Source organism: Mesonia algae (genome assembly GCF_003253545.1).
Classification (GTDB): Bacteria; Bacteroidota; Bacteroidia; order Flavobacteriales; family Flavobacteriaceae; genus Mesonia; species Mesonia algae.
Map to the genome: position 1 here is coordinate 45,971 of NZ_QKYV01000002.1, position 16,554 is coordinate 62,524.

A 16,554-nucleotide genomic window follows, 5' to 3' on the forward strand; every position below is an offset into this window, starting at 1 on the left:
TTTCATTTTTAAGATATGAATCTTATGCTACGTATGTGTTTAAATAATTATGTTTTTTAAACTCTACGAATTAATTATAAAGTTAACTGAAAAGTAGTACAACTTGCTTGTAAGTTTACAGATCCACTCCAAGTATATCCTTGACAACTTGCAGAATAACTGTAAGTTCCTGGATCTAAGCCTGAAAAGTAACCGCCATAATCTGTGGAATTACAATTTGGACCTCCACTAAAATAACCCGAAAGCTGACTACTTCCCACACCATTTAAGCTTACGCTTATATGACCATAATTGTAATCTTGATTTGTCCAAAATTTAATTGCAACAGTCTCATTTTCATTACCTCCATCATCATTTCCATTACAGGGGAAACTACTTGAAACTGAATAATTAGCAGGATCATGTGTTTGTTGAACTTCTGGATCGTACGGAGCAAGGATAAGTCCGTTTCCATTTTTTCTAATTTCAAAATTTACTACGTCTCCAGCATTAGTAAGTGTAAAATATCCCACATTGGTACTATGCCAATCAACTTGAGAATATGTTCCGCCAACGATCTCTCCATTGGCACAAAATACAGGTCTTGAAGAAGTCAAATCTAAATATGTTCCTGCATTATCACGTTTCCAATAGTCTTTAGCCCAAGCGGTAGAACCCGAATTATTGCCTGAATCTTGACCACTAGGATCTTCAGTATAAGGATCTAAATAAGAATCATCTTCTTCTTCGCAACTTGTGATTAGTAAAGCAATACTAAACATCAAAATAAATTTAAAATTTCTCATGACTTAATAATTTAGGTTATAGAAAATAAATTTATTGATAAAATTCATGAAGGGAAATACCCATAATTAGGTATTTATTGATCTAATTGCTTTTAATTCAGTTAACTAAACCTAATTTTTAAATATGGGGAATACAATGAACGGGAATAGATTGGTTGATTTTTGTCTTTATTTAGAATTTAAAAAAGTAATTAAACTTTAAATAGAAAGGTTATTTAGAAAGTCCTCAACGAGAGATTTTCAACAAAAAGTAGAAAAAGGTTAATATCTAGTTAATAAAATAGAATTTTGATTTGGTAAAATTCCTAGGAATATTATATCTTTGTCGGAGTTAAAAGAAAAAACTATGTTTGAATTTGATCAGTACCTTGGCTTTTTAGCATTTTTAACCATCCTAACGATTGGATTTTGGTTAATGATTTTTTTATTAACTTTTGCAGTTCCTTATTGGATAGGCGGTTCTCTGCTAGAAATGTATAAAGAAAAGAAAGAAGAAAGACGTAAGAAAAAGGAAGCTTTAAAATAAGCATTCTATATATTATAAATAAAAAAAGGAAGCTAAATTTTAGCTTCCTTTTTTTGTTCTCATTATTTATTAAGGAGAAATTTTGAAGGTATTAACCTTCAAAATCTCCACCTTCGTCCATTCCTGCGCCTCCCTCATTACCTCTTCTGCCACTTTTCGCATTTCTAGGTTGGTTAAACCTATAGATTAGACCTAAAGTAATTTGTCTTTCTCTCCACTGAAATTCACTATCTGAAGTAAAATAATTTAAATCGTTAGCACCATCTCTATTATCTGTAAAAGATCTTCTTTTTCTAGAATTTAATAAATCACTTACGTTAAGAGAAATTGTAGCAACATCTTTAATTAAATCTTTACTAAACGCAAGGTTCATAGAAAATATACCATCACTTTCTGTAGTTGCATTTTTATTTGGTCCTCTATAAAAACCTGTAGTTTGCCATTGTATTTCACTAGGTAAAGTAATTTTAGAACTAAAACGAGCAAACCAACTGGTGTTATTTGTACCGTAATCTACGCCGTTAAAATTACCTTCAGTTTGTGAATTAAAAATATTGAAACTTCCGTTAAAACGTAACCATTTTTCTGGGTTATAGATAATACCGAACTCACCTCCAAAACGATCATTGGTTGCTAGGTTAATAGGTATAGAACGTATAATGCTTTCTCCGTCTATAGTTGTATTTCCTGTATCTTCTTGTATACGTTCAAACGATTCAGTTTCGTGTTGGTAGTATAGTGAAGAAGTTAAAGTTAATTTATCCCATTGTTTTAAATATCCAATATCAAATGCATCAGAATAGGCAGGATCTAAATCTGGGTTACCTTGAAAAATATTCGTTCTACTAGATCTTGACGGAAAAGGATTGATGTACCAACCACGCGGACGGTTAATTCTTCGGTTATAACCTAAAGAGATATTTTCTTCTTCACCTAATTCATAAATTAAGTTTACAGTAGGGAAGAGACCTAAGTAATTTTTATCGAAGTTAATGTCTACATCTGTTCCTAGTTCTTGCTCTAAAGCTTCTTGATTATCAAATTCTGAACTTATTTTTCCTTTTAGCTGTGTTTGTTCTAAACGTAATCCTAATAAGAAAGAGAATTTGCCTATTTTATTTCCGTATTGAGTATAAACAGCATTTACATTCTCATTATAGGTAAATTTGTTTGTTAGTAAAGAATCTATTACAAACTGATTTGTTCCTAAATCTAAACTCTCCAAAGTATAATCAGTAACTTCTTCCTCAAAATTACCTCGGTAACCGGCTTCAAATTGCGCATCACCCATTGGAAGAACATAATCTGCTTGTATTAAGAATTCATTCTTTTTTTTACTTTCAAAAATGCGATCTTCTCCTTGTAAAGTTTCTGTAGGGAAAGTGAAATTCTCTACAATAGAGGTAGGTTTATCTTCATTATCATATGAATATTGAAAATCTGCAGTTAGCTTATGCCCTTCATCATTAAATTTATTTTCATAATTTAACGCATATTGGTAGCTTTCATCTTCTTCTTTTTCAATTTCAGTACGTGTAGTTTTATTGATTAAGTTGTTGTTTAAGAAACGAGATGTATTGTTTTCGCTAATGTCTTTATCGTCACCAAAACGCATAAATACACTACCTGTAATAGAAGAATTATCGTTAAGGAAATACTGCATTCCTAGGTTGGTATTAATTCCTTGACGCCTACGATCGTATTCTCTATCTTCTAACGATTGATCTACAGAAATGTCATCTCCATAATAACGGTTATCGAAAGAAGCGTTTCCTGGAGATTTTCTATAATAAACACCAGTAGTATTAAAAATATTGAATTTATCGGTTCTTAAGTTTAAGTTAGCCGAAATAGAGCTGTTGGTAGGGTATCCTAAGTTGGCAGAAACCGAACCGTTTAAACCTAGAGTCTTTTCTTTTCTTAAAATAATATTTAAGATACCGGCTGTACCTTCAGCATCATAACGAGCGGAAGGGGAAGTGATCACCTCAACACGTTCAATTGCATCTGCGGGAAGTTGCTGAAAAACGTCGGTATCGCCAAAACCTGCCATTGCAGAAGGCTTGCCGTTAATTAATATTCTTACGTTTTCATTTCCGCGTAAGCTAATAGCTCCTTCTACATCTACGGTAACCGAAGGAACATTACTTAAAGCATCACTTATAGTAGCGCCTTGGGTGGTTAAATCTTTACCAATATTGTATATTTTTTTATCTAAGCGCACATCTACTTGTGTGGTTTCAGACCTTATCACTACTTCATCTAAGCTATCTGCGTTAAGCCCTAGAGCAACGGTGCCTAAATTTATATTAGAACCAATGGTTCTGTTATTGTATTTTTTAGGTTCAAAAGAAATATATTCAACTACAATATTGTATTTACCTTCTTTTACTTCAATAGAAAAATTTCCGTCAAAATCGGTAACACCTCCTTGCGGAGATAACTGACCAGTGACATCATTAAAAGTGATGGTTGCATACTCTAAAGGGATTCCAGCATCTTTATCTACTACTTTCCCTGAAACGGTATAATCGTTTTGAGAAAAACTTACTAAAGAAAGGAACATAAATAATTTTAAGGGTATAAAATTACGTAGGTATTGTTTTATTGTCATTTGGGATGTTTTTGTTGTAAGACCAAATTTACTTTGCAAGGTTTAACTGCATTTTGTTAAAATTTGGTTAATAAAAAATCCGCTCTATTAAGCTAAAGCGGATTTTATCTATAATTCTAATATTTTTTTATTTTTCTAACATTTCAGCCCTATTGGTTTTTCTCTTTTCTTTGGTAAGTTTTACATATTTATCGTGCTGAGGACCACTTAAGATATCTCTCATCTCGTTAATTTTATTAATGTTTAATGCTGAAATTTGTTTTTGTTTTTCATCTATGGTCATATTAGACCTTATAAGTTGTTTCTCTTTCATGGCAAACTCAGTCAACTTGAGTTTAGTTAATTTTTGTTGCTTACCGGTTAGTGCAAGTTCTTGTGTTAAGTATTTGAGCTCATCATCAACTTGCTCATTGACTTCTGATGTAGGTCTGCCTTGTGTTAAATCTTGTGCATTTAGGTGTATTGAACCTAAACTAAATAAAGATATGAATAAAATAAAAACTAGCTTTTTCATGATTTTTTATTTTAATATAATAAAAATTAATACTTTAATCAGTTAATAGCTCGTTAAATGTATAAGAACAAAAAGCATCAAAATGAATAATTTTGATGCTTTTTAAAAATTTTATTTATTCTTCTCTTAGTTAAATAACCTCTTTTATTTTTTCTGGAGGTCTCCCTATAATTGCTTTGTTTTCATTTACTACAATTGGTCTTTCGATGAGTTTTGGATGCTCTTGCATCGCCTCTAGAATATCTTCTTCAGATAGATCTTTACCTTTATAGTTTTCTTTCCAGACTTTCTCATTTTTTCTGATTAATTCTTCTGCAGAAATATCTAATAATTCTAATACTTTTTTTATTTCCTCCTTTTTCATAGGAATGTCTAAATATTTTACAATGAGAAAATCTTTTCCAGATTCTTCTAAAATTTTAAGACCTTCTCTTGATTTTGAACATCTAGGATTGTGATATATTTTAATCATAGTTTTATATTTTTAGAATGAAAGTTAATAAGTTAAAGATAAAAAGTAGAAATATTTGGAAAGTTTTTACTTTTCAAATCAGAAAAATCTTCAATTTCGTTAATTGCTAACTCTCGTCTTTTTGGCCCATCATCATTAAATATGCTTTCAAGAAAGCGTCTATATTTCCGTCCATAACGGCATCTACATTTCCAGTTTCTTCAGCAGTTCTCACATCTTTCACTAATTTATAAGGATGCATAACGTAATTTCTAATTTGAGAACCCCATTCGATTTTCATTTTACCCGCTTCAATATCTTCCCGCTGTGCAAGTTGTTTTTGAAGCTCAATCTCATACAATTGAGAGCGTAACATTTGCATAGCACGCTGTCTATTATCTTGCTGAGATCGCGTTTCTGAACATGAAATATGAATACCACTAGGGTGGTGTACCAATTGTACTTTAGTTTCTACTTTATTTACATTTTGCCCCCCAGCACCACTAGAACGAGCCGTGGTAATTTCAATATCTGCGGGATTAATTTCAATTTCAATAGAATCATCTACTAACGGATATACGTAAACGGAAGCAAATGAAGTATGTCTTTTTGCATTACTATCAAACGGAGAAATACGTACCAAACGATGTACACCATTTTCTCCTTTTAACCAACCAAAAGCATAGTCTCCTTCAATTTCTAGAGTCACGGTCTTTATACCAGCCACATCACCCTCTTGGTAGTTAAGCTCTTTAATTTTAAAACCTTGTTTTTCTGCCCACATTAAATACATTCTCATGAGCATTTGTGCCCAATCACAACTCTCTGTTCCTCCAGCACCGGCAGTAATTTGCAAAACAGCAGAAAGATCATCTCCTTCTTCTGAAAGCATATTTTTAAACTCTAAATCTTCTAAAAGGTCTTTTAATTTTTCGTATCGCTGAATTAAATCACTTTCTGAAGCATCTCCTTCTTTATAGAATTCAAAAATAACTTCTAGATCTTCATAATAGGTGAGGGCAGTTTCATAATCTTCTACCCATTTTTTTTCTTGATTAAGAGCGCGAACTATTTTTTGGGCTTCTTGAGGATTGTCCCAAAAATCTGGAGCAAAGGTTTTCTCTTCCTCATTAGCAATCTCAATACGTTTGGCATCTATGTCAAAGATATTGTTTTAGGGCGGTGACACGTTCTGCGAAGTCTTTCAAGTTATCTTGGGTAATCGTCATTTTAAGAAGTTTTTTATTCTAATAAACAAAAATAGAAGTTCGGCACACTCAAAAAAAAGATTTAAGCATTTATTTCTTATTCAATTTTATTTTATAATGAGGATGCAACACTTGGCAATAACTAGGTTCGACTTTGATAGCTCACTTCCTAGTCTTTAATAAAAGCAAAAGAGAGTCCAATTATGTGATATAATCCTTTGCGCAAAACTTTACACTTCGATCATTTCTTGTAAATTTGGTTTCTTTACAAAAATATAGATAGAATGATAGATTTAAAAAGTGATACGGTTACAAAGCCTACTCCCGCAATGTTAGAAGCTATTATGAAAGCGGAAGTTGGTGATGACGTATATAAAGAAGATCCAACTGTAAATTTGTTAGAAGAGCGTTTAGCAAAGCTATTTGGAAAAGAAAAAGCCTTGTTTTTTCCTACTGGAAGTATGGCTAATCAAGCTGCCATAAAATTACATACTCAACCTAGCGAACAACTTATTTGTGATAAATGGGCCCATGTATATAATTATGAAGGTGGAGGTGTTTCCTTCAACAGTGGCGTTTCTTGTAAACTTATAGATGGTCACCGTGGAATGATTACTGCCGAGCAGGTTTTAGATTCTATCAATCCGCCAGATTTTTATCACAGTCCGCTAACCAGTTTAGTCTGTTTAGAAAATACTACTAATAAAGGCGGCGGTGCTTGCTACGATTTTGAAGAGATTAAAAAAATTAGAAAAGTATGTGATGATCATGGTTTAGGCTTACACTTAGATGGTGCACGTTTATTTAATGCTTTAGTAGCGAAAAACGAAAGTCCAAAACAATATGGAGAAGTATTTGATACTATATCTATTTGTCTATCAAAAGGTTTAGGCACTCCCTTAGGATCTGTTTTAATAGGAGGTGAGCAAATTATGAAAAATGCTATGAGAGTAAGAAAAGTATTGGGTGGCGGAATGCGACAAATTGGTTTTATGGCTGCCGCTGGACTTTATGCTTTAGAAAATAATATCGAACGATTGGCAGATGATCATACTCGTGCCCAAGAACTAAGTGAAATTTTAAAGAAACAATCTTACGTAAAAGAAGTTGAAAAAGTAGAAACGAATATAATTATCTTTTATTTAAATGAGAAGATTCAAGAAACTGATTTCTTGAAGCACTTAATAGATAATGGTATTATCATTAGTTCGATGGGTGAGGGGAAGCTAAGAATAGTTACTCATTTAGATTATACCCAAGCAATGCACGAAGAATTTATGGAGGTTTTGCAAAGTTTACACTAAGCTAACCTTAACAATACCTTACCAGTATTTTAAGAGAAGCAGAGATTTTCTTTTATAAATTTACAAAAAAAGGAAAACATGAAAAATTTTAAACCAAGACAAGAAGTTCCAGAATTAGTAGTTAATACCGTAAACGGGATGGATTGGAACCTAAGAGAGACTGAACCAGAAAACTTCAATTTGATCATATTTTATAGAGGTCTTCATTGTCCTGTTTGTAAGTCTTATTTGGAAGAATTAAACGGATTAATAAGTGATTATAGTGAACGTGGAGTAAATGTGATTGCTATAAGTTCTAATAATAAAGAACTTGCTGAAAAGACAGTAAAAAACTGGGATATAGAAAATGTAACTATTGGATACGATATGCCTATAGAAGAGGCGAGAAAATGGGATTTATATATTTCTGAAGGTATAAATGATAAAGAACCAAACGAGTTTATTGAGCCAGCTTTATTTTTAATCCGACCAGATCAAACCTTATATGCATCTTCTATACAGTCTATGCCATTTGCAAGACCCAAATTAAAAGAACTTTTAAAATCTATAGATTTTGTTTTAGATAAAGATTATCCCGCAAGAGGAGAGAAATAAAATAAAAAAGCCTTTCAAATTAATTTGAAAGGCTTTTTTTTGTCTATTCTTCTTCGTTATCGTCATCATCTTCCTCGTCGTCCTCTATATCTTCATTCAGTAATTTTTTATCATTAGAGCTTATTTCTTCTATAGGTTCATTAAAATCATCTTCATCGTAATCGTCCTCTTCATAATTTGCCATGGTATTCTCTAAACGTGTACTTACTTTTACTAAGTATATAGAGTCTTCAGTTCTTACCTCTACAGCTTCTATGGTTTCGTTCTTTGCATTTTTAAATGTGATCACGTGATCGTCATCGTAGCCATCAGGGTATTTTTCCACCAATAAGCTTAGAATTTCAGGGGTAAGTTTTTTGTAATCAACTATTACTCTTTTCATAAATACAACTCTTTTTTGTTTTGCAATTTTATCGACAATAATAATTAAAAGAATAAATATTTAATCACTTTTGAAAATATTTTTACCTTAATCTTTCTTAAAATTTATTTGCTGAATAGTGGCTTGGTTTTCACAGTTTTCTATTCTTAAGATTAGGTTTTTATTATCTACTTCTCCTTCAACAACGTAAATTTTACAAGAATCAAGTGTCGTGTTGCTATTTGAAAAATCAACATCACCAGAATTTAAAATATTTCTTACTACAGAAGTATCTAATTGATTCTCTTTTAAGAATAAAAGAACACTAGGGTCATAAGATTTGCTTTTAATTCTAATATTTTTTAGAACTCTTGCATCTGGACCGTAATCACACGAGGTTTTTTTTCCGCTAAGGAAAAACATAAGAATCATAATGCCTATAAAAAAACCCACTGAGTAGTAGGCAAGTCTTGCTGCTAGCTTCATAGTTATTTAAAAAATAAGCAGATTAATGTCTCTATACGAGAGATTAAACCAATCTGCTACGGATTTGTTGGTTAAAATACCGTGGTAAAAATACAATCCATTTCTTAAACCACGATCAAATCTTAATGTATTTTCTAAGCCTCCAGATTCTGCTATATGCAATAAAGAAGGAGTAAATATGTTACTGATTGAAATAGAGGAGGTTCTTGAGTATTTTGAAGGGATATTGGGTACTCCGTAATGAATTACATTGTGTTTAATTTGTGTAGGCTCATCATGCGAGGTTACTTCTGAAGTTTCAAAACAACCTCCCATATCGATACTTACATCAATGATTACCGATCCTTTTTTCATAGATTGAACCATATCTTCAGTCACAATAATAGGGGAGCGGTCATTACCTCTTACAGCACCTATTACGACATCTGCTCGTTTAAGAGCTTTGGTTAAATTTTTAGGTTGCAAGGTAGAAGTGTAGAGCGGTCTGCCTAAATTGGTTTGAATATTTCTTAGTTTTGTAAGTGAATTATCAAATACTTTTACATTTGCTCCCAACCCAATAGCCGATCTTCCTGCAAACTCTCCAACAGTACCCGCGCCAATAATAACGACTTCTACTGGAGGTACACCACTTATATTTCCAAACATAAGGCCGCTACCTAAAGGGTTTGCTAAAAGTTCAGAAGCGATTAAAATAGAAGCTGTTCCTGCAATTTCACTTAATGCTCTTACTGCGGGATAACTACCATCTTCATCTTTAATAAATTCAAAAGCTAAGGCAGTAATACGTTTTTCTGCTAGTTTTTGGAAGTAATCTTTACATTGTGTCTTTAACTGAAGAGCAGAAATTAAAATAGTTTGAGGGTTCATAAGGTTTAGCTCCTCAAATGATGGAGGCTCAACCTTAAGTATAATGGGACAAGAGAAGACTTTCGCAGTATCTTTAGTAATTTTAGCTCCAGCTTCGCTATAATCTTTATCTGAAAAATTAGCATCTATGCCTGCATTACTTTCGATAAGCACTCGATGACCGTGAGCTGTAATTGCCGCAACGGCATCTGGGGTTAAGCATACTCTTTTTTCTTGGTAAGAAGTTTCTTTTGGTAAACCAATATATAGTTTTCCTTTTGTTTTTTGTATTTCTAAGGTTTCCTCTTGTGGAATTAATTCAGCTTGACTGAATGGAGTAGATGGCTTGCCCATAGATATTCGCGTTTATATAAAGAAAGAAAAAAAAGAAGAAACCTACAAGTGTTTGAAGAAGTACAGTTAAAAAAGATCCTTTATTTGACCAAAAAAGCCTTTTTGTTTTAACAACTCTTCTTCTATATCATCAAGATCATTTCTATGAATACTGGCGAAAAGTTTAGCTCTAATTAAATAGACCACAGGTACAATTACCGCCATTATGGGTATTAAGAACCAGATTTCAACAACGTCAAAATATGTTATATCATCATTAATAACACTAACCAGTTGAAATAAATACATTCCTATAGGTATAAGTATCACATGATACCACCAGTGCTTACATGTTGTAAACCAAATTATAAGCAGTAAGATAGGGACAAATTTCCCCATAATTGTCCATACGCTTACACTTACGTTTTCGTAAAAATTACTTTGAAAAGTAAATAAAAAAGTTTCCCAGCTATCTGTGCTTGGGAAACTTTTGTAAATATAAAATATATAAGGTGTTGCCGCTATAACTAGCGCAATTAAACTACCCGTTAGTAGGGATTTTGACGTCTTTCTTTTCGATCGATTTGATGTTGTCTTGCGTTGTGTGTTCATCAATGGCTTGTGGGCTACAAGATGTTGCTAAAAATCCTAAAGTTGCAATAGCGAAGATAAAGTTTTTTGTATTCATGGTGTTTGTTTTTTTGATTATTTATGATACAAACCTATGAACAAAATAGTTAAAAATGTTAATTATCTTTGCCGTACCTTTGCAAATTTTTTAAACAAAAAACCATTGATTTACAGTTATTTACAGCGCTTTACTTCAACTAAAGTATTCAGTAAATATACGTTAATTCTTAAAATTTAGTTTTCTTTTTAATTCACTCAATTTAGAGATGTAAATTTCATGTTTGTCTAATGGTAATAAATTTCCCACATTTTGCGGCCATTCTATTAAGCACCAATTTTGTGACTCTAGATACTCTTCAAATCCTATATCGTAAGCTTCATCTTCATTCTCTATTCTGTGAAAGTCAAAGTGAAAAATAGGATTATTTATTCCTTTGTATTCATTCACTAAAGAAAAGGTTGGGCTGCTTACTTTATCAAGAGATCCTAATTGTTTTACAATTTCTTTGATAAGAGTGGTTTTTCCTGCTCCCATTTCTCCATAAAATAAAAGTGTCTTGCTAGAAGACACTTTTATAATTTTTTTTGCAACATCAGAAATTTCTGATAAGTTATATTCTATTTGCATTACTTCTCAATTTATCTAGGTTTGAGTACTGAAAAAGGAATAATCATTTCTTCTAAAGAAACCCCACCGTGTTGATAAGTGTTTCTATAATAACTCACATAGTGATTGTAGTTATTAGGGTAAGCAAAGAAAAGATCTCCTTTTGCAAAGATAAAAGAACTGCTCATATTTATACTTGGCAAGTGAAAGTCTTTGGGGTTTTTAGCTGCAATTACGTCTTTATCTTCATATGTGAGACTTTTTCCTGTTTTGTAGCGTAAATTAAGACTCGTGTTTTTGTCACCGATGACTTTAGAAGGATTCTTAGCATTAATAGTTCCGTGGTCTGTTGTGATAATTAATTTAAATCCTAATTGTTGTGCTTGCTGTATAATCTCTAGTAAAGGTGAATTTTTAAACCAGCTTTCGGTTAACGAACGATAAGACTTATCGTTAGAAGCCAATTCTTTTATAACTTCCATTTCTGTTTTTGAGTGTGAAAGCATATCAACAAAATTGTAAACTACAACGGTTAAATCGTTTTCTTTTTGCGATTTAAAGTTGTCTACCAACTTTTTTCCGCCTTTAAGGCTAGTTATTTTATGGTATGCAGTTTTATAATCTAAGCCTAAGCGTTTCATTTGGGCAATAAGAAAATCTTCTTCGTGCAAGTTTTTACCTCCGTCATCTGTATCATTTAACCACCATTCTGGATGTTTCTTTTCCATATCGGAAGGCATTAAGCCCGAAAAAATGGCATTTCTAGCATATTGGGTTGCTGTAGGTAAAATACTATAGAAAGGAATCTCACTTTCTTTTTTGTAATAATTATTAACTATTGGCTCAAAAGCACGCCATTGATCATAACGGAGATTGTCAATTACCACTAAGAGTGTAGGTTGTTCTTTATTAAGTTGCGGAACTACTTTTTCTTTAAATAAAGTATGAGACATAACTGGCTTATCATCGCCATCGAACCAAGTGGTGTAATTTTTCTCTACAAATTTACAAAATTGACTATTGGCTTCAGTTTTTTGAGATTCTAGAATTTCAAACATTCCAGTGTCTTCAATATTTTCTAACTGCAGTTCCCAGTAAACTAAACGTTGATAAATTTCTGCCCATTCTTCAAAAGTGTTAACCATAGACATATCCATTGCGATTTTTCTAAACTCTTGTTGATAGTTAGAAGTAGTTTTTTCTGAAACTAAGCGCGAGTGGTCTAAATTTTTCTTTAAACTTAATAGAATTTGATTGGGATTAACAGGCTTAATAAGGTAATCGGCTATTTTAGAACCAATAGCTTCCTCCATAATATATTCCTCTTCGCTTTTGGTAATCATTACTACAGGAAGTGTGCTGCGTTTTGATTTTATTTCCGATAAGGTTTCTAGTCCGGTTAAACCAGGCATATTCTCATCTAATAATACAATATCAAAATTATTTTCATTTACCTCCTCAATTGCTTCAGTTCCACTTTGGCATGTGGTTACATTGTAGCCTTTTCCTTCTAAAAAAATAATATGAGGTTTTAATAAATCTATTTCGTCATCTACCCAAAGTACTTTGATATGGTTCATATATGTATATTTGCTTTAATTATTAAATTTTTGATTTGAATCAGAGAAACAAACTTAAAATATTAAACGATCCAATTTACGGATTTATTACCATTCCCAACGAACGGATTTTTGATATTATCGAGCATCCATATTTTCAACGCTTAAGAAGAATATCTCAAATGGGCATGTCTTATTTGGTATATCCAGGAGCTCATCATACTCGATTTCATCATGCTTTAGGTTGCATGCATCTTATGAGAAAATCTTTAGATGTGCTTAGATTTAAAGGAGTTAAGGTTTCAGACAAAGAAGAAGAAGCTTTACTTATTGCTATATTGTTGCACGATATTGGACACGGACCTTTCTCTCATGCTATGGAACATAGTATTGTAAATGGGATTAGTCACGAGTCAATTTCGCTTCAATTTATGGAAAAAATGAATGCTGACTTTAACCAAAGTTTAACGTTGGCTATTCAGATCTTTAAAGGTGAATATCACAGAAAATTTTTTAAGCAGCTAATTGCAAGTCAGCTCGATGTAGACCGCTTAGATTATTTAAAACGAGATAGTTTCTATACAGGTGTTGCCGAAGGTAGTATTAATAGTGAGCGACTCATTACCATGCTAAATGTTGTTAATGATGAGTTAGTGGTAGAACAAAAAGGAATTTATTCAGTAGAAAAATTCTTAGTAGCTAGAAGACTTATGTATTGGCAAGTGTATTTGCACAAAACTAGTTTAGGTGCAGAGCAACTGTTAATTAGAGTTTTAAAAAGAGCTAAATATTTATCTAGTACGGGAGTTAAGCTTCATGCGAGTAGAGCTTTAAATTATTTTTTAAATAATGAAATTGCTCAAGATAACTTTACGGAAGAGACTCTAGATATATTCAGCAAGTTAGATGATTACGATATTGTGTCGGCCATGAAAGAATGGGTTTATATAGATGACTTTGTGTTAAGTAATTTATGTAAAATGGTCATAGATCGAGATTTGTTGAAGGTAAAATTAAAAAAGCAACCCGTTTCTGAAAAGAAAAAAGAACGACATTTAAAAAGATTAATTGAAAAGTATAATATTAGCGAAGAAGAGGCTTCTTATTTTGTTTTTACAGGTAAAGTTGCTAACCTTGCATATAATACTAACTTAGAGAATATAAATATTTTACATAAGAACGGGAAGATAAGCGATGTAGCAAAAGTTTCAGATCAATTAAACTTAGATGCATTATCAAAAGCTGTTGTAAAATATTATATCTGCTATCCAAAACAAAAAGATTAACATTTTTTTCTATTTTTGTCAGAATGAAATTTAAAGCAGCACAAATAGCCGAAATATTAGAAGGGGAGATTCATGGTAATCCTGAGGTAGAAGTTTCTCAGCTTGCCAAAATTGAAGAAGGCACCGAAGGGTCACTAACTTTTCTTTCTAATCCAAAATACGAATCTTTTATTTACAGTACTAATGCATCTATTTGTATAGTCAATAAAGATTTCGTTCTAGAAAAACCAGTCGACACTACGCTTATAAAGGTAGAAGATTCATACAAATCGTTTACGACACTTTTAGAATATTATAATCAAGTAAAACTAAATAAATCTGGAATAGAGCAACCTAGTTTTATAGGGGAGTCTTCAAATTATGGAGATAATATTTATTTAGGAGCATTTGCATATATAGGTAATAATGTAAAGTTAGGTAATAATGTAAAAGTTTACCCTAATGCTTATATAGGTGATAATGTAACAATAGGAGATAATGTAATTGTTTTTGCTGGAGCAAAAATATATTCAGAATCTATTATAGGTAATTACTGTGTAATTCATAGTGGCGTTATAGTTGGTGCAGACGGATTTGGCTTTATGCCCAATGAGAGTGGAGAGTACCAAAAGGTTCCTCAAATAGGAAATGTTATCGTTGAAGATTATGTAGATATAGGAGCAGGCACAACGATAGATCGTGCTACATTAGGTTCTACCATAATAAGAAAAGGAGTAAAATTAGATAACCAAATTCAAATAGCTCATAATGTAGAAATTGGTGAACATACTGCTATTGCTGCACAAACGGGTATTGCAGGTTCTACTAAAATTGGTAAAAACTGTATTATTGGTGGGCAAGTAGGTATTGTTGGGCACATAAGAATTGGGGATCGAGTTAAAATACAAGCACAATCTGGTATAGGTAGAAATGTAAAAGATGATGAGGTTTTACAAGGTTCTCCTGCTTTAAATTACGGAGATTTTAATAAATCTTATGTGCATTTTAAAAATTTATCAAAATCGATCAATAGATTAAATCAAGTAGAAAAACAGCTAAATAGTAAGAAAGCTTAAAAAAATGAAACAACAAACTATCCAAAAAGAGGTCTCTTTAAAAGGTGTAGGACTTCATACAGGAAAAGAGGTAAACTTAACTTTTAAGCCAGCTCCTGAAAATCATGGCTATGTTTTTAAAAGAATGGATTTAGAAGGTCATCCTTCTTTACCTGCTGAAGCAGCTTATGTTGTAAATACACAACGAGGTACTTCTTTAGAGAAAAACGGAGTTCAAATACAAACCTCAGAACATGTATTAGCTGCTTGTGTAGGTCTAGAAATTGATAACGTACTTATAGAGATGGATGCTAGTGAACCTCCTATTATGGATGGTTCTTCTAAATATTTTGTAGAAGCTTTAGAGCAAGCAGGAGTAAAAGAGCAAGAAAGTGAAAGAGAGATCTACGAGGTAAAAGAAATCACAAGTTATGTAGATGAAGAAACCGGGAGTGAAATTATGGTAGTTCCTGCTTGTGATTATGAAATTACCACCATGGTAGATTTTGGCACTAAAGTATTAGGTACTCAAAATGCTAGCATTAAAAACCTTAAAGAGTTTAAAGAAGAAATAGCAGATTCAAGAACTTTTAGTTTCTTACATGAAATAGAAACCTTATTAGATCACGGCCTTATTCGAGGAGGAGATTTAAATAATGCTATAGTTTATGTGGACAAAGAATTGTCTCCAGAAACAATGGAAAAACTAAAGAAAGTTTTTGATAAAGATGAAATTTCAGTAAAATCTAATGGAATTTTAGATAACTTAACTCTTCATCACCCTAATGAAGCAGCGAGACATAAATTACTAGATATTATTGGTGATTTAGCTTTAATAGGAACAAGAATAAAAGGAAGAATTATTGCCAATAAGCCAGGACATAAAGTAAACACTGAGTTTGCAAAGAAAATGGCAAAAAAGATCAAAGCTGAAAAGCGAAATCAAGTTCCTCAAGTAGATTTGAATCAGGCTCCGTTAATGGATGTCAATCAAATCATGAAAATGTTACCACATAGACAACCTATGTTGTTAATAGATAAGATTTTTGAACTAACAGATAATCACGTTTTGGGAACAAAAAATGTGACTATGAATGAAGAGTTCTTTAAAGGTCACTTCCCAGGAGCTCCAGTTATGCCTGGTGTTCTTATTGTAGAAGCAATGGCCCAAACAGGTGGAATTCTTATTTTAAGTACCGTTCCAGATCCAGAAAATTACTTAACCTATTTTATGAAAATAGATAACGTTAAGTTTAAACAAAAAGTAGTTCCAGGAGATACTCTAATTTTTAGATGTCACTTAATTTCTCCAATTCGAAGAGGGATTTGTCATATGCAAGGTTATGCATATACTAATGGAAAATTATGTGCCGAAGCAGAGTTAATGGCACAAATAGTAAAATCAAAATAATT

At 32.2% G+C, this 16,554-nt stretch carries 18 protein-coding genes; 6 read left to right on the forward strand and 12 right to left on the reverse strand.

Translation table 11 applies throughout. The features are described 5' to 3' along the window. Nucleotides 1-74: 74 nt before the first annotated feature. Nucleotides 75-785 (reverse strand): hypothetical protein, encoded by a 711-nt coding sequence (locus LX95_RS03405; protein WP_111540037.1) that lies wholly within the window; start codon nt 783-785, stop codon nt 75-77. 346 nt (nt 786-1,131) lie between these two features. Between LX95_RS03405 and LX95_RS03410 the strand changes: the two genes are divergently transcribed. Next, on the forward strand, nt 1,132-1,311 hold the full coding sequence (locus tag LX95_RS03410) for a hypothetical protein (RefSeq protein WP_111540038.1): 180 nt from the start codon (nt 1,132-1,134) through the stop codon (nt 1,309-1,311). A gap of 91 nt (nt 1,312-1,402) precedes the next feature. Here LX95_RS03410 and LX95_RS03415 read toward each other — a convergent pair whose 3' ends face one another. The 4 genes from LX95_RS03415 to prfB all read right to left on the reverse strand — a co-directional run bounded on the left by LX95_RS03415 (nt 1,403) and on the right by prfB (nt 6,119). Then, on the reverse strand, nt 1,403-3,925 hold the full coding sequence (locus tag LX95_RS03415) for a TonB-dependent receptor domain-containing protein (RefSeq protein ID WP_111540039.1): 2,523 nt from the start codon (nt 3,923-3,925) through the stop codon (nt 1,403-1,405). Nucleotides 3,926-4,052: 127 nt separating this feature from the next. Further along, on the reverse strand, nt 4,053-4,439 hold the full coding sequence (locus LX95_RS03420) for a hypothetical protein (protein WP_111540040.1): 387 nt from the start codon (nt 4,437-4,439) through the stop codon (nt 4,053-4,055). Nucleotides 4,440-4,569: 130 nt separating this feature from the next. Beyond that, nucleotides 4,570-4,911: an arsenate reductase (glutaredoxin) gene (arsC, locus tag LX95_RS03425; RefSeq protein WP_111540041.1), complete on the reverse strand. Its 342-nt coding sequence runs from the start codon at nt 4,909-4,911 to the stop codon at nt 4,570-4,572. Nucleotides 4,912-5,017: 106 nt separating this feature from the next. Next, nucleotides 5,018-6,119 (reverse strand): peptide chain release factor 2 gene (gene prfB, locus LX95_RS03430; protein WP_111540042.1). Its coding sequence is split into 2 segments (ribosomal slippage): nt 5,018-6,052 and nt 6,054-6,119, totalling 1,101 coding nucleotides; the frame shifts between segments, so codons are not numbered across the junction. 263 nt (nt 6,120-6,382) lie between these two features. Between prfB and LX95_RS03435 the strand changes: the two genes are divergently transcribed. After that, nucleotides 6,383-7,402 (forward strand): threonine aldolase family protein, encoded by a 1,020-nt coding sequence (locus LX95_RS03435; protein WP_111540043.1) that lies wholly within the window; start codon nt 6,383-6,385, stop codon nt 7,400-7,402. 78 nt (nt 7,403-7,480) lie between these two features. Continuing rightward, on the forward strand, nt 7,481-7,996 hold the full coding sequence (locus LX95_RS03440; RefSeq protein WP_111540044.1) for a redoxin domain-containing protein: 516 nt from the start codon (nt 7,481-7,483) through the stop codon (nt 7,994-7,996). Nucleotides 7,997-8,039: 43 nt separating this feature from the next. Here the strand turns inward: LX95_RS03440 and LX95_RS03445 are convergent, their stop codons facing one another. The 7 genes from LX95_RS03445 to porX all read right to left on the reverse strand — a co-directional run bounded on the left by LX95_RS03445 (nt 8,040) and on the right by porX (nt 12,842). Continuing rightward, nucleotides 8,040-8,378: a hypothetical protein gene (locus LX95_RS03445; RefSeq protein ID WP_111540045.1), complete on the reverse strand. Its 339-nt coding sequence runs from the start codon at nt 8,376-8,378 to the stop codon at nt 8,040-8,042. A gap of 87 nt (nt 8,379-8,465) precedes the next feature. After that, complete coding sequence (locus LX95_RS03450) at nt 8,466-8,843, reverse strand: DUF4258 domain-containing protein (RefSeq protein WP_111540046.1); 378 nt, start codon at nt 8,841-8,843, stop codon at nt 8,466-8,468. A gap of 6 nt (nt 8,844-8,849) precedes the next feature. Further along, a complete protein-coding gene (locus tag LX95_RS03455; RefSeq protein ID WP_111540047.1) occupies nt 8,850-10,046 on the reverse strand; it encodes an alanine dehydrogenase in 1,197 nt (398 codons plus the stop codon). Between the two features lie 66 nt (nt 10,047-10,112). Beyond that, entirely contained in the window at nt 10,113-10,424 is a 312-nt protein-coding gene (locus tag LX95_RS14715; protein ID WP_245924718.1) for a hypothetical protein, read from the reverse strand. Nucleotides 10,425-10,566: 142 nt separating this feature from the next. Further along, a complete protein-coding gene (locus tag LX95_RS14675) occupies nt 10,567-10,713 on the reverse strand; it encodes a hypothetical protein (protein WP_187248547.1) in 147 nt (48 codons plus the stop codon). A gap of 162 nt (nt 10,714-10,875) precedes the next feature. After that, entirely contained in the window at nt 10,876-11,283 is a 408-nt protein-coding gene (gene tsaE / locus LX95_RS03465; RefSeq protein WP_111540049.1) for a tRNA (adenosine(37)-N6)-threonylcarbamoyltransferase complex ATPase subunit type 1 TsaE, read from the reverse strand. A gap of 11 nt (nt 11,284-11,294) precedes the next feature. After that, entirely contained in the window at nt 11,295-12,842 is a 1,548-nt protein-coding gene (gene porX, locus LX95_RS03470) for a T9SS response regulator signal transducer PorX (RefSeq protein ID WP_111540050.1), read from the reverse strand. 35 nt (nt 12,843-12,877) lie between these two features. Between porX and LX95_RS03475 the strand changes: the two genes are divergently transcribed. The 3 genes from LX95_RS03475 to LX95_RS03485 are packed head-to-tail and all read left to right on the forward strand — an operon-like array spanning nt 12,878 to nt 16,552. Next, nucleotides 12,878-14,107 carry an HD domain-containing protein gene (locus tag LX95_RS03475; protein WP_111540051.1) on the forward strand — a complete coding sequence of 410 codons (1,230 nt, stop codon included), beginning with the start codon at nt 12,878-12,880 and terminating at the stop codon, nt 14,105-14,107. 23 nt (nt 14,108-14,130) lie between these two features. After that, nucleotides 14,131-15,162, forward strand: coding sequence for a UDP-3-O-(3-hydroxymyristoyl)glucosamine N-acyltransferase (gene lpxD, locus LX95_RS03480; protein WP_111540052.1), 1,032 nt, complete (start codon nt 14,131-14,133; stop codon nt 15,160-15,162). A gap of 4 nt (nt 15,163-15,166) precedes the next feature. Continuing rightward, nucleotides 15,167-16,552 (forward strand): bifunctional UDP-3-O-[3-hydroxymyristoyl] N-acetylglucosamine deacetylase/3-hydroxyacyl-ACP dehydratase, encoded by a 1,386-nt coding sequence (locus LX95_RS03485; RefSeq protein WP_111540053.1) that lies wholly within the window; start codon nt 15,167-15,169, stop codon nt 16,550-16,552. Nucleotides 16,553-16,554: the final 2 nt, after the last annotated feature.